This window comes from Pseudomonas sp. 01L34 (assembly GCF_056400265.1).
Map to the genome: position 1 here is coordinate 85,807 of NZ_JBFTSX010000009.1, position 14,464 is coordinate 100,270.

The following is a 14,464-nucleotide window of genomic DNA, read 5'->3' on the forward strand; positions in this document are numbered from 1 at the left end:
TCACTGACAGCATTAGCGACGTGCGCCTGATTTGTTCCTCTAGAGACTTATCGAAATGGATTTTCGTGTACTTCTGATGGCCAGCATTGCCGTCGGCAGCCCTTTGATTGTAACGGCGGATGAAACGCCGAGCACTCAAGCCCAGGCCCCGGGTTTTGTCGACGGCAGCCATTTGGGGCTGAACTTGCGCCATTACTATGCCAACCAACACACCCGACGTTCTACCTACCTGGGGATCAAGAAAGAAGATGGCCTGGAGCGGACCCGCATCCGTGAAACCTGGGTGCAAACCGCGATGCTCAACTACAGCTCCGGATATACCCAAGGGGCGGTCGGCTTCGGGCTAGACGCTTCATTGTTCAGCGCCATCAACCTGGAGCGCGGACATGGGCGTGTCGCCAATGGTGGCGATCGGGTGCTGGTGGACAGCGATGGCGATGCGCTACCGACCTGGAGTCGTTTGGGTGTCGGTGATCTGCGGCTGCGTTTTTCCAGCACAGAAATCAAGGCCGGTCGCTTGCTCACCGACAACCCGATTCTGCGTTACAAGGACAATCGCGCCCTGCCCTCGAGCTTTCAGGGCGTAGGCCTGTTCAGCAACGAACTCGATTGGCTGTCATTGCAGGCCGGCAGCTTCGAACGGGCGATTCCACGTACCGGTACCGGCAGCGAAAAACTCACCACCACCTTCGGTAACCGGGCGTATTCGGGGTCGCGTATTTCCTACCTCGGAGGAATGGCCAAAACCCCTTACGGTCTGGACGTCAGCCTCTACACCTCACGCTTCGAGGACATGTGGCAGCAGACCTATCTGGGATTGACCCAGTTGATCGGGGATCGGCGCGAGATTGCGCTCAAGACTGCACTGAATTACTACCACACCGAGGATCAGGGCGAGCAGCGCCTGGGCTACATCGACAATGACGCCTTCAGCCTGGCGTTCACCGCATCGCACCGGGCCCACAGCCTGACTCTGGCCTGGCAGCAGGTGTTTGGCGACGAGTATTTCGATTACGTCTGGGAGTCCACGGGCAATTACATGGCCAACTCGTTGTACTCGGACTACAACGGCCCGAACGAGAAGTCCTGGCAACTGCGCTACGACCTGGATCTGGCGTCTTTAGGGGTACCGGGCCTGACGACCAGTCTGTGGCACGCAAAAGGCTGGGACATCGACGGCACCCATTACAGCGGCGACCGTAACGGGCGCAATACCGGTTACAACGTGCGGGGTCTGGACAATGCCAAACACGATGAAAACGGTTTAATGGTGGCGTACGTGGTGCAATCCGGAGCACTGAAAAACGCGGTGTTTCGCACCATTGTCTACAACCATCGGGCCACGGGCGGGCAGATCGACGGTAGCTACGACGAGGTCCGCCTGGTGGCGAATCTGCCGATGTGGATTTTTTGAGGCGGGCTTTTTGGGCCGAACAGAATCATCGGCCCCACTTGCGAAACACTGTGGAAGCTTAGCGAGCTCGCCGGTCCCCACAGTGGAGGGATGTTGGTTCAGACTTTTTTGGTTCTTGGCAGAAAGATCGCCAACACCCCAAACAGCGGCAAGAACGAACACAGGAAGTACACATACTCGATGCCGCGAATATCCGCCAGATGCCCGAGTAGCGCCGCACCAATTCCGCCAAAACCAAACATCAGGCCGAAGAACACTCCGGCAATCATCCCGACATTTCCCGGCACCAGTTCTTGCGCATACACCACGATGGCCGAGAACGCCGAGGCCAGAATGAAACCGATCACCACACTCAACACACTGGTCCAGAACAGGTCCACATGGGGCAGCAGTAGCGTGAACGGCGCCACACCGAGGATCGAGAACCAGATCACTGCCTTGCGCCCGATCCTGTCGCCGATCGGCCCGCCGAAGAAGGTCCCTGCCGCTACCGCGCCGAGAAACAAGAACAGATGCAGCTGCGAGCTGGCCACCGACAGGTCGAACTTCTCGATCAGGTAGAACGTGAAGTAACTGGTGAGACTGGCCATGTAGAAATACTTGGAGAACACCAGCAACCCCAGTACCACCAACGCACTGATCACCCGGCCCTTTGATAAGCCGTGCGTCGCTGCCTGACCTTGTTTGAGTTTGAACAGGTTCAAGTGATTGGCGTACCAGCGGCTGATCCGGTACAGCACGAACAACGCAAACAGTGCGAACACGCCGAACCAGGCCACATTGCCCTGACCATAGGGAATGATGATCGCTGCCGCCAACAACGGCCCGAAGGCCGAGCCCGCATTACCGCCGACCTGAAACGTCGATTGCGCCAGGCCGAAGCGCCCGCCCGAGGCCAGTCGCGCGACGCGAGAAGCTTCCGGGTGAAAAGTCGACGAGCCGATACCGATCAACCCTGCCGCCAGCAGAATCATCGGAAAGTTGCCGACTACCGACATCATCAAAATGCCGATCAATGTGCAGACAGTGCCGGCCGGCAACAGCCAGGGCTTGGGATGGCGATCCGTGTGGTAACCCACCCACGGCTGCAACAACGAGGCCGTCAATTGAAAGGTCAGGGTAATCAGGCCGACTTGGGTGAAGGTCAGGCCATAGTTGGCCTTGAGCATCGGATAGATCGAGGGCAGCACCGCCTGAATCAGGTCGTTGATCAAGTGCGCCAGCGCCACCGCGCCGATGATGCGCATGACCAGCGGACTGCTTTGTGAAGGAGCGGGCGTCGATGTCGCGGCGGACTGAGCGTTGCTGATGGCCATGAGAGTTTCCGTACTGCGGATGGGTGCGCACAGGCAGGTCGGTCAATGTGCCATTTTTCGGTGCAGTCGCGCCATCCCCTTAGCTTGCTAACGACCTCAAAAAGGTGATAGCGCAAAGCCATGGTCTGAATCTTGCCTTGCTTATCTGCTTCAACGCGGCCCCTTACAAAGGGGACCGAGAATGGGAAGTTTCGCTACAGAGTCGGCCTACAGAGCGGACCAAGGTGAACTTTCGAGGCCTTTTAGAAGGACATCAGTCGCGGTCGCCATGGCCTCGACGCACGCCAATGGTGCGTGGTGTCCAGAGGAGTCATGGGGCATGCAGGCTTTTTTATCACCGGGGATCGGGCTGCTGGGGCGCTTCGGCTTCGCGCGCAAATTTCAGCTGCTGTTTCTGCTGTTTATCCTGCCGCTGGCAGGCAGCTTGTGGATGATCGGCCAGGACTATCGTGACAAGTTGAGCCTGATCGCCGGCGAACGCGCCGGGGTCCGGCAATTGATTGCCCTGGATGCGCTCGACAACTTGCTCGCCGCCCAGCGTGACCGCGCCGCGCGCTGGCGCGCCACCGAAACCAACCGCCAGCCGACGCCAGCAACCATCGCTGCGATGGCGGCGTTCGACACGGTTCAGCCGGCTGTGGCCCAGGCAATCACAGACTTGGGTAATGCCCTGAACACCGAAGGCGCCGAGGGCGAGACCCTCACCCGCTATCAAGCCCTGCAAAGCGCCCTCACCGGCCTGGATTCGAAAAGCCTGAGCAGCGTTGGATGGTGGCCGGACGGCTATGATCGCTTCACCAATGCCTTGAGCGCCCTGCAAGCGTTGCGCGAACAAATTGCCATGGACAATCGCCTGACCCTCGCGCCATGGCTGGAAACTTATCTGCTGACGCAGATCTCCACTCAACACGCACCGGACCTGATCGAACGGGTCGGTCGCCTCGCCGCGGTTGGTCAAGCTTCGGTGGTGTCCGGGCAGTTCACTCTGCAAAGCCGCCTGCAATTGCGCGACTTGCGCAGCCGCATCGGCGATGCTCGGGAACAGCTGGTGAAAACTGGTAGCCTGCTGGAAGCCCGCTTGCCCAGCGCCCTGCAAACCTGGGCCGGGCAGTACCATGACAGCCTCAAGCAGCTGGATGCCGGTTTGAAAGTGCTGGACGACGGCGTCTTCGGTGGCAGCATCAACCTAAAGCCCGAAGACTTCGAACGCAGTCTCGACGCCCTCCTCGGTAACCTTGCCTCGCTACGCCAGCAATCGTTGGTTTCTCTGGATCAACGGCTGGATTATTACCACGGTTCGGCCATCCGCCAGTTCATTCTGGTGGCGACAATTTTTGGCTGCCTGCTGCTGGCCGCGCTGTACCTGTTCATCTGTCTACAGGCCTCGATCCGTCGCAGCGCCAGCGGCATCACACTGCTGGCCGAAGCACTGCGCGACGGCAACCTGAGCCTGCAAGTGCCGGTACAGGGCCGCGACGAACTGGCGGCGATCAGCACCTCGCTTAACGTCGCGGTGGTACAACTGCGCAACAGTTTGCTGGGGGTCGATCACGAAACCCTGCAGTTAAGCAACGCGGTGCGCACCCTCAACGATCACTCCAGCGGTGCCCTTGGCGAAGTCGAAGCCCAGCAGTTGCAGATCAGCCAGATCGCCGCAGCGGCCACGCAATTGGCCGCGACCTCCCAAGGGGTCGCCCAGAGTTGCGAACAGGCGTCTGGCAGCGCTCAGCACACCCAGCGCATCGCCGCCGATAGCAGCCGTGACAGCCAACGCACGACAGCGAGTATTCAGCAGCTCAATCAGCGGTTGAACGACACCGCGGCAGCACTGGGTCGGGTCAGCGAGCAAGGGCAGCAGATTCAATTGGTGGTCGACACCATTCGCGGCGTGGCCGAGCAAACCAACCTGCTGGCCCTCAACGCCGCCATCGAGGCCGCACGGGCTGGCGAGCAAGGTCGCGGCTTTGCGGTGGTGGCCGATGAAGTGCGCAGCCTGTCGCAACGCACCCAGTCCTCCACCGCGCAGATCGCCGGCACCGTCGACAGCCTGCGCAGCACCGTGAACGAAGCGGTAAGCCTGATGGAAGCCGCCTGCGGCCAGGCGCAATCGGATGCGCAAGCCGTCACCGGTCTCGGCGAACGCCTGGGGGAAATCGCCAGCGCGGTGCAAAGCGTCACAGACACCCTGGCGCAAATCGCCACCGCCGTCGAAGAGCAAGCGAGTACCGCCGATGAAGTCAGCGGCAACATCCAGCAAGTCGATCAGGCGGCGGTACGCTTGCTCGAAGGCGCGCGGGCGGTGAACCTCGCCGCGGACACCTTGAGCCAGGGTAGCAAGGCCTTGAGTGCGAATACCGGGAGATTTCAGCTCGGTTGATGCCCTCCCCTGACCCGTTTTTTCGGGTCAGCGGGATAAGCGGTTGAAAGTGTGGAGAAATATTTTAGATTTACGCTTGACGCATCGTCGTTCCAGGTGAATAATGCGCGCCACTTGGCTACATAGCTCAGTTGGTTAGAGCATAGCATTCATAATGCTGGGGTCCGGGGTTCAAGTCCCTGTGTAGCCACCAAGTACTAAAAACGGCTTACCGAAAGGTAGGCCGTTTTTTTATGCCTCGAGAAAAGTGGCGGGCGCCCCCTGATTTGCGTAGCACTCCTTCGACCGATAAAGTCCCTGGACCTTTTATCCCATGGACGGAGTGCCTCGCGTGTTCTCAGCCTTCCACTTGAACCGCTATCGCCTGTCAGCCTTTTCGCTGATCGCCACCGCTTTAACCCTCGCCGCGTGTAACGCCCCGCCCTCTTCGCCTTCGGTCTCGACCTTGCCGGCCGCGCCGGAAATCACCTCCGGTTATCGCACCGACCTGCAGACGCAGCACGCCTCCAGACACATGGCCGCGGCCGCCAACCCGTTGGCGGCCGAAGCCGGACGGGAGATGCTACGCGAGGGTGGCTCGGCGATTGATGCGGCCATTGCCATGCAAGCGGTGTTGACGCTGGTCGAGCCGCAATCGTCGGGTATCGGCGGTGGTGCGTTGATTGTGCTGTGGGATGGCAAGGCCGTACGCACCTACGACGGTCGCGAAACCGCACCGGCTGGCGCCACCGAGAAACTGTTCCTGCAAGCCGACGGCAAACCGATGCCTTTCACTCAGGCGCAGATCGGCGGGCGCTCGGTGGGTACGCCGGGTGTGTTGCGGGCGTTGGAGCTGGCCCATCAAAAGCACGGTCGGCTGCCGTGGGCGAGGCTGTTCGAGCCCGCCATCAAACTCGCCGAGCAAGGTTTCGCCATCTCGCCACGACTGCATCAGTTGATCGCGGCCGACGCGTTTATCCAGCGCTCACCGGACATGGCCGCCTACTTTCTGACTGCCGATGGCCATCCGAAAGCCGTCGGTACACAGCTGAAAAACCCGGCACTCGCCGCGGTGTTCAAGCGCATCGCCAAGGAAGGTCCCGACGCGCTGTACACAGGGCCGATCGCAAAAGAAATCGTCGCCAAGGTTCAGGGCCATACCAACCCCGGCAGCCTGTCGCTGAACGATCTCCAGGGCTACAAGGCCAAGGAACGCGCGCCGCTGTGCACCGACTACAAACGCTGGAAAGTGTGCGGCATGCCGCCGCCGTCATCGGGCGGAATCGCCGTGGCGCAAATCCTCGGCACCTTGCAGGCCCTGGAAACCCGCGACCCACGCTTTGCCCTGGCACCACTCAAACCGGTCAAGACCAGTAAACCGGCGGGCATAGAGCCAGCCCCTGAAGCCGTACACCTGATCGCCGAAGCCGAGCGTCTGGCTTATGCCGATCGTGCGCAGTACGTTGCCGACACCGACTTCGTACCCGTGCCGGTCAAAGGGCTGGTCGACCCGACTTATCTGGCGACCCGCGCAACCTTGATTGGCGACCGCAGCATGGGCCAGGCCAAACCCGGCACCCCGCCGGGCATTCAGGTCGCCTACGCGCCGGACCGCTCGCCGCTGCGCATCTCCACCTCGCAGGTGGTGGCAGTCGATGACGAGGGCGATGCCGTGTCCATGACCACCACCGTGGAAGCGGCATTCGGCTCACACTTGATGGTCCAGGGTTTTCTGCTCAACAACCAGATGACCGACTTTTCGTTCATCCCCGAAGAGCAAGGGCAAAAAGTCGCCAACCGCGTCGAACCCGGCAAACGCCCGCGCTCGTCCATGGCACCAACGCTGATCTTCGACCGCCAGAGCGGCGAGTTCCTGGCCACCGTCGGCTCCCCTGGCGGCTCGCAGATCATCGAGTACGTAGCCAAATCCACCATTGGCCTGCTCGACTGGAACCTCGACCCACAGGCCGCCATTAACCTGCCCAATTTCGGCAGCCGCAACGGCCCGACCGAACTGGAACAGGGTCAGTTCAGCCCGGCACTGATTCAGGCACTGAAGGACAAAGGGCACAGCGTGGGCGAGATCGACATGACTAGCGGGACTCAGGCGATTGTTCGAGTCAAGGATGCGCAGGGGAAAGCCGCGTTGGCCGGCGGGGCCGATCCACGGCGTGAGGGGGAAGCGTTGGGGGATTGAGTCTTACGCAGGAATGAGGAAAGGCTTACCGGGAGGTAGGCCTTTTTGAGGACTACCCGCGCCGGATAGATAGCATCAAGTCGATAATTGGTTGGCAAACTGCCCGACTGCGTTCACCACTTTCTGCGCACCGTCCTGGATCTCGACGATCACCGTGCCCGCCTCCGCCGCCAGCGCCAGGCCTTGTTCAGCCTGGAGCTTGCCGTCAGTCATGAGCGCCACGGCGTTGCGCGCCATGTCCTGGTTCTGACGCACGACGCCGACAATTTCATCGGTCGCCTGACTGGTGCGCGAGGCTAATTGCCGGACTTCGTCCGCCACCACGGCAAACCCACGTCCCTGTTCACCGGCACGAGCCGCTTCGATGGCCGCGTTGAGCGCCAGCAGGTTGGTCTGCTCGGCGATGCCGCTGATGGTTTTGACGATGGTGCCGATCACCAGCGATTGCTCGTTCAGTGCTTCGATACCTTCGCCAGCGGTTTGCATGTGTTTGGCCAGGTCACGCATCACGTCTACAGCTTGGGTCACCACGGCAGTTCCGCGCTGTGCACTCTGGTCGGTTTGCTGAGAAGTGCTGTAGGCAATGTTGGCCGCCTCCGCGACAGCCTGCTCCTGATGCACCTGATCGGTAACCACCGTGGCGAACTTCACCACTTTGTAGAGCTTGTTGTTGGCGTCGAGCACCGGGTTGTAGGAAGCCTCCAGCCAGACCACGCGACCGTGGCTGTCGATGCGTTTGAAACGATCAGCGACGAACTCGCCAGCGTTCAGACGGCGCCAGAAGTTCTGATACTCAGCGCTGTTGTATTCCTCTGGCTCACAGAAGATGCGGTGATGTTTACCCTGGATCTGCGCCAGGCTGTAACCCATGCCACTGAGGAAACGCTCGTTGGCCATCAGCACGTTGCCATTGAGGTCGAACTCGATCACTGCCGTCGAACGCACCAGCGCGCCAATCAGGTTTTCATGCTCACGGGACGCCTCGATGGTACGGGTCAGGTCGCTGGAGTAAATCGAGAAGTTCTTGATACGGCCGTCCGAGGAGCGCACCGGCTGCATGATCGAACGCAACCAGGCTTCGGCACCGTTGCCGCGTAGCAAACGGACCGCGCCGGCAAAGTGCTCGCCACGGGTCAGCGCGGCCTTGAAGCGGTTATGGAATTCATCCGATTTCACATGGACCGGAACAAGGTCTTCGATGTGCCGGCCGATCAGATCATTGCTTTTGTAGAGCATCTCACTGACGAAGTTTTGGTTGACCGATTGAATTCGCCCATCGGAGTCAAGAGTCAGGACCAGCATCTCGCTTTCCAGACTCTCCTTGACTTGCAGAAGGCTGGAGAGTTCTTCGCGAAGAGCCGAAAGCTCCTGCTTCAAGCGTTTATTGAACATGGGAAGCACCGATGGACAGAGATAAAAAGCGGCTTACAGCCTAGCCATCGGCTTTGCAGGTATTTTCTGAAGAGTGTTGCAGGGTTGTCCTACAAAAATAGTCGCGGCACAAACAGCCTCATGCAGCGCCAGCCACCGAACAGCCCCCGACTCGCGGCATTCGCGCACCGAAATACACCGCGCTGCTGATGCCCACAGCCCCCATCACCGCGCAGAAGATCACACAAATCCACGGACTCCATGGCATCAGACCGATCAACAGCAGCGGTGTGACACTCGCCCAGGCGGCGTAGGCAATGTTGTAGGTGAAGGAAATCCACCGTGCGCAGCGGCAGTTCGACAGCGGCCTCGCGCTGGGCCTGCATCGCCATGAACACCGGGGTTTCGCTGAGCCAGCGGCGCAGCCAGACACCGATCACGCCAAACACACCGCCCAGCAGAAACGGGTAACGCCAGGCGTAATCGAGGATTTGCGCCGAGGTGAACGCCTGAGCCAGAAAAGTCGCCGTCAAGGCGCCGATCAGGTAACCGAAGGTCAGCCCCGCCTGCAGGAAACCGAGGGCATATGCTCAGGCTGAACACCTTCTTGCGTCCCAACCGGTCAGCGAAATGCGCCATCAGGATCCCGCCCAACGGACGCGCGAGGTAGCCCGTGACGAAGATCCCGAAGCTTTGCAGCAGACGCAGCCACTCGGGCATTTCCGGCGGGAAGAACAGCTGGCTGAGGGTCAGCGCGAAGAATACGAAAATAATGAAGTCGTAGATTTCCAGCGCACCGCCCAAGGCTGCAAGCCCCAGGGTCTTGTAGTCCGAGCGAGTGAAGGGCGCCGGGCGCGCATTGATGTTGGCAGTCATGTAAAAGAACTCTGGCAGGCAAAAAACCAAGGCGCCCACGGTCTACGCAAATGCGCTTGTGGACAACCCGTTAGACCATAGTCCCAAACGCCCCAAACAGCGTCCCTGCAACGGGCCGATTGATTTACTGTTGGCACCGACCGGATGGGCCATTGCGCCCTGAACCCCACAATAAACATAAAAACGAGGTACTCCCGTGGCCGCTGATATCGAAGATAGCCGCTATGCGCGCTTTGCCCTGCATTGTTCAAACTTTGCCGAACGCTGGTTTCCCGACTCCTGGGTATTCGCCGCGCTGGCAGTGATCATCGTCGCCGTGGCGACCATGGCCATGGGCGCCAAACCCATCGACGCCGCCATGGCCTTCGGTGACGGTTTCTGGAGCCTGATTCCGTTCACCATGCAGATGGCATTCGTGGTGATCGGCGGTTACGTGGTCGCCAGTTCGCCACCGGCGGTGAAACTGATCGATCGCCTGGCACGGGTCCCGAAAAACGGCCGTTCCGCCGTGGCCTGGGTGGCGCTGATTTCCATGGTCGCGTCGTTGCTGAACTGGGGGCTGTCACTGGTATTCGGCGGACTGCTGGTACGTGCCCTCGCCCGCCGTACCGATCTGAAAATGGATTACCGAGCCGCCGGTGCCGCCGCCTATCTTGGTCTGGGCGCGGTCTGGGCCTTGGGTCTGTCGTCGTCCGCGGCACAATTGCAAGCCAACCCCGCCAGTTTGCCGCCATCGATTCTGTCGATCACGGGCGTCATTCCCTTCACTCAAACGATCTTTCTCTGGCAGTCGGGTGTGCTGTTGCTGGCACTGACCGTGGTCTCACTAATCGTTGCCTACGCCACCGCGCCCGGCCCCGCGACAGCCCGTGACGCCAAAGCCTGCGGTATCGATCCGGGTTTCAGTCTGCCGGCGCCAGCACCGCGTACCCGCCCTGGTGAATGGCTGGAATACAGCCCGCTGCTGACGATTCTGCTGGCGTTGCTGGCGGCCGGATGGCTGTTCCATGAGTTTGCGACCAAACCGGCGATCAGCGCGATTTCCGGACTGAACACCTACAACTTCCTGTTCCTGATGCTCGGCGCGCTGCTGCACTGGCGCCCGCGCAGCTTCCTCGATGCGGTGGCCCGTGCGGTGCCGACCACCACCGGCGTGCTGATCCAGTTCCCGCTGTACGGCTCGATCGCCGCCCTGATGACGGTGGTCAAGGGCACCGACGGACAATCATTGGCCCACCACATCTCGACCTTTTTCGTACAAATTGCATCCCACGACACCTACGCCCTGTTGATGGGCGTGTACTCGGCTATCCTCGGTTTCTTCATCCCGTCCGGTGGTGGCAAATGGATCATTGAAGCGCCGTATGTCATGCAAGTGGCCAACGACCTGAACTATCACCTGGGCTGGGCCGTGCAGATCTACAACGCCGCCGAAGCCCTGCCGAACCTGATCAACCCGTTCTACATGCTGCCGCTACTGGGCGTGCTTGGGTTGAAGGCCCGGGATCTGATCGGGTTTTCGTTCGTGCAACTGCTGGTGCACACGCCACTGGTGCTGTTTCTGCTGTGGGCGCTAGGGACGACGCTTACGTATATGGCGCCGGTGATGCCTTGACGCCGACCTTCAATCCACCACCAATCCAGTGTGGAAGCGGGCTGCTTCCACACTGGCGACTTATTGTTTTCACAAACGTAACCCCTCTGTCACACCTCGCTGCTAGCGTCCCGCCGAAACATATTGAAACAACTTAGCAAGACGGAACTCGCCATGAACGATGAAGAAAACCGCAACGACGCCTCTTCCCCGCAAACAGATACGCCCACCGACACCAGTCGCCGCCGCTTCCTGGGTGGCGTGGCGGTACTCGGTGTCGGCGCGACCCTCAGCGCTTGTGGCAGTCATGGCGATGAGTCGGATAAACCGCTCGAACGCCTGCTTTCACCTGTCGAATTGGACAAAGCCCTACGCGACCAGGTGAAAACCGTAGTGGTGATCTACGCCGAGAACCGTAGTTTCAATAACCTGTTCGGCGACTTCCCTGGCGTCGAGAAACCGCTCTCGGGCCTCAAGCCCGTCGAATATCAGCAGCGCGATCGCGATGGCAGCCTGTTGCAGACCCTGCCGCCAGTCTGGGGCGGCGTGCTGCAGATCGGCCCGCAAACCCTCGATGGCGTGACTTACCCCAGCGCAACCCAGTTCCAGGAACACCTGCCTAACGCGCCCTTTGCCCTCAAAGGTCCGAACGCAGAAGACTTGCCGTTCGGCCTGGTGACGCGCGACCTGTGGCATGCGTTCTATCAGAACCAGATGCAGATCAACGGTGGCAAAAATGACGGCTTTGTCGCCTGGGGCGACTCCGGTGGCCTGCCCATGGGGCATTACGCCCAGAGTCGATATTCCCTGCGGTTGTGGGACGTTGCCCAAGAATTTGTGCTCTGCGATAACTTTTTCCAGGGGGCTTTCGGCGGCTCGTTTCTCAACCATCAATACCTGATCAGCGCCACCGCGCCGTTCTATCCGGACGCCGTCAACTCGGTGGCCAAGACACAAATCGCCACGCTGCAAAGCGATGATCCGGCCGATCCACGCCTCAAGCCCCTGGAACAATCCCCAGCCAGCGCCATGACCGGCCCACCCCAATTCGGCCCCAGCGCGCTGACGCCGGACGGCTATGGGGTCAACACGCTCGCTCCGCCGTACTGGCCGACCTGGATTCGCGACCCGGAGCGTCCTGCGTACGCCAAACCAGACCTGCCGAACGTCATGGTCCCCCAGACCCACGAGCACATAGGCGACAAGCTCTCGAAGAAAAACATCGACTGGGCCTGGTATGCCGGAGGTTGGCAGGCGACGCTGGATCAGTACAAGGACTCTGGCGGTATTCCGAAAATCCCGAACTTCCAGTACCACCACCAACCGTTCAACTACTTCAAGCAGCAGGGGCCGGAAAACCCGCTGGAGCGCGGTAAACGTCTACGGGATGCGGGGTTGGGCGATGAATCGAATACCAACAAGTTCTTTGCCGATGCCGAGGCGGGCAAGCTGCCGGCGGTGAGTTTCTATAAACCCCAGGGCAACCTGAACATGCACGCCGGTTACGCCGATGTAGCGTCCGGCGACCGGCACATCGTCCGCGCCCTGAAAGTGCTGCGGGAAAGCCCGCAGTGGAAAAACATGGTGGTCGTGGTTACGGTCGATGAGAACGGCGGTTGGTGGGATCACGTCGCACCGCCCAAGGGCGACCGCTGGGGGCCGGGCTCGCGGGTACCGACGCTGGTGGTTTCGCCGTTTGCGCGCAAGGGCATGGTGGATCACACGGTCTATGACACTGGCTCGACTCTGCGGTTGATCACCCGGGTGTTTCAGCTTGAAAAGCTCGATGGCCTCAGGCAGCGGGACGATGCAATGATTGCCCGTGGCCAGAAACCCATGGGCGATTTGAGCAATACACTGCACTTTGCCTGATGAAAAAGGGGCTCTGACTGGCGCTCTTTTCACTTGTGTACTAGACCGTTCGACACAACTAGTTCCAGTATGTACCCGCCCCACCTCCGAGGGCTCACGCTGAAAAGGATCTGAGCATGTTCAAACTCGCAGGATTCACCCTCGCCGCACTCACCCTGAGCGCCGCCGCTCACGCCGATGTCGATCTGAATCTGGGCAGTACCGAACGCGTTACCCGGCTGTTCGCCTACCCCAACAACTGTAATGTCATCTGCTTCCGCAACTGGACACTGGAGCAGACCGTCGAGCATTACCTGACCCAAAGCGTACAGCGCGATGGCTACAAGACCGCAAAAGTGCTGGTCAAAACCGAAAACAAGCAGCTCCACGCCCATATCAGCGGTGTGCCCAAAGGCTATGACAAGCCACTGACCGCACTGCTCAATGCTGGGGATTTGGCCTACAACGGTGCCAACAAGCTGAGTGCCGATGGCAAATGGACCTATAACTGGTACCTGTTCCTGCCGCTGGGCATGGCGCTGGAAAACCGCAAAAGCGTCGAACTGCTGCACTTCCCGCCGGATTATTCCCTGACCCAGGCCCAGGACTATCTGGAGTCCAAGACCACCGACCGCTGGGCCGCGCTGCTGACCGCCAACAACATTCCCGCCGACCAGACGCCGGCCTATCAGACCATCATCGACATCGCGCCGATTGCCGCGCCGTCCACCGCCGGCAAGGATCTGGAAGGCGTCTACAACTACTTCACGGACTACCAGACCACCATGGTCAAGGAAGTCAGCCAGAATGCCAAAGGTGCAGCATTGCCAATGGTCGCCTTTGGTTCACCGGTGCGTAACTGGATCAAGCAACAATACGGGCAGACCGTAGAAATATTGGGCCTGGCAACCATCAGCCCGAGCAAGGGGGTGACGGTACCCGTACTGGGTTCCAACCACCCGAGCTACATCTGGTACGCCGCCGACCCCGAAGCCTATAGCGGCGACGATGCGCAGGCCAAGGCCGACGCCGCGGGGCTGAAAGTCATGGGGCAGGATTTGAGTGCCGCGTGCTGGCAGGCCGGAATGGGCAGCAAACCGGGCACTGACCCTACCGCTCAGCTGAAAAGCTGCACTCAGACCTGGCAAGTGACCCAGAAAGAAAAAACCTGCGAACTGTTCTACACCTCGATTCGCAACCTGACGCCTGAGCAAGCGGTGGCCAAATGCTCGACAGCGCCGGTCAAATCCGAGCTGAAACAGCTGCAGACCCCGGCCCTTATGACCTCCGCATCTGCCCCACACTTGTAAAACGAAGGAAGTCTTTCCCGCGTGAGCCATGGCTGACGCGGGAAAGAGCTTTTCTCGACTGTCATATCTGACAGTAGACCGGTTATCTCATTTGCGAGAGGCTTGTGTCGTATCCACGTGCTACAGAGCTGACAGGATGTCAGCAGACGGAGGTCGTAGCACCCAACTGACAAGGATTG

8 protein-coding genes, 1 tRNA gene and 2 pseudogenes are annotated in these 14,464 nt (G+C 60.1%); 7 read left to right on the forward strand and 4 right to left on the reverse strand.

Annotated elements, in window-relative coordinates:
• Positions 1 to 76 precede the first annotated feature (76 nt).
• A complete protein-coding gene (locus AC1DQM_RS25645) occupies positions 77 to 1,414 on the forward strand; it encodes an OprD family outer membrane porin (RefSeq protein WP_477747064.1) in 1,338 nt (445 codons plus the stop codon).
• A gap of 98 nt (positions 1,415 to 1,512) precedes the next feature.
• Here AC1DQM_RS25645 and AC1DQM_RS25650 read toward each other — a convergent pair whose 3' ends face one another.
• On the reverse strand, positions 1,513 to 2,730 hold the full coding sequence (locus AC1DQM_RS25650; protein ID WP_018929546.1) for an MFS transporter: 1,218 nt from the start codon (positions 2,728 to 2,730) through the stop codon (positions 1,513 to 1,515).
• 319 nt (positions 2,731 to 3,049) lie between these two features.
• On the opposite strand from AC1DQM_RS25650, the gene AC1DQM_RS25655 reads away from it, so the two are divergent.
• The 3 genes from AC1DQM_RS25655 to ggt all read left to right on the forward strand — a co-directional run bounded on the left by AC1DQM_RS25655 (position 3,050) and on the right by ggt (position 7,283).
• Positions 3,050 to 5,107, forward strand: a complete 2,058-nt coding sequence (locus AC1DQM_RS25655) for a methyl-accepting chemotaxis protein (protein WP_477747029.1) — start codon at positions 3,050 to 3,052, stop codon at positions 5,105 to 5,107.
• Positions 5,108 to 5,223: 116 nt separating this feature from the next.
• Positions 5,224 to 5,300: transfer RNA gene (locus AC1DQM_RS25660), tRNA-Met, on the forward strand.
• Between the two features lie 138 nt (positions 5,301 to 5,438).
• The gene (ggt, locus tag AC1DQM_RS25665; RefSeq protein ID WP_477747030.1) at positions 5,439 to 7,283 is read left to right on the forward strand and encodes a gamma-glutamyltransferase; all 1,845 of its coding nucleotides are present in this window, start codon (positions 5,439 to 5,441) and stop codon (positions 7,281 to 7,283) included.
• Between the two features lie 75 nt (positions 7,284 to 7,358).
• Here ggt and AC1DQM_RS25670 read toward each other — a convergent pair whose 3' ends face one another.
• The 3 genes and pseudogenes from AC1DQM_RS25670 to AC1DQM_RS25680 all read right to left on the reverse strand — a co-directional run bounded on the left by AC1DQM_RS25670 (position 7,359) and on the right by AC1DQM_RS25680 (position 9,530).
• Complete coding sequence (locus AC1DQM_RS25670; RefSeq protein ID WP_371917775.1) at positions 7,359 to 7,919, reverse strand: methyl-accepting chemotaxis protein; 561 nt, start codon at positions 7,917 to 7,919, stop codon at positions 7,359 to 7,361.
• Positions 7,899 to 8,675, reverse strand: a pseudogene (locus AC1DQM_RS25675) (PAS domain-containing protein); the annotation flags it as partial. The gene AC1DQM_RS25670 and the pseudogene AC1DQM_RS25675, both read right to left, overlap by 21 nt.
• 118 nt (positions 8,676 to 8,793) lie before the next feature.
• Positions 8,794 to 9,530, reverse strand: a pseudogene (locus AC1DQM_RS25680) (MFS transporter).
• Positions 9,531 to 9,726: 196 nt separating this feature from the next.
• Between AC1DQM_RS25680 and AC1DQM_RS25685 the strand changes: the two are divergent.
• The 3 genes from AC1DQM_RS25685 (at position 9,727) to AC1DQM_RS25695 (ending at position 14,285) form a co-directional block, all read left to right on the forward strand.
• Positions 9,727 to 11,145, forward strand: a complete 1,419-nt coding sequence (locus AC1DQM_RS25685; protein ID WP_477747031.1) for a short-chain fatty acid transporter — start codon at positions 9,727 to 9,729, stop codon at positions 11,143 to 11,145.
• 153 nt (positions 11,146 to 11,298) lie between these two features.
• Positions 11,299 to 12,996, forward strand: a complete 1,698-nt coding sequence (locus AC1DQM_RS25690) for an acid phosphatase (protein WP_477747032.1) — start codon at positions 11,299 to 11,301, stop codon at positions 12,994 to 12,996.
• A 116-nt stretch (positions 12,997 to 13,112) separates the two neighbouring features.
• Positions 13,113 to 14,285, forward strand: a complete 1,173-nt coding sequence (locus tag AC1DQM_RS25695; RefSeq protein WP_018929540.1) for a hypothetical protein — start codon at positions 13,113 to 13,115, stop codon at positions 14,283 to 14,285.
• Positions 14,286 to 14,464: the final 179 nt, after the last annotated feature.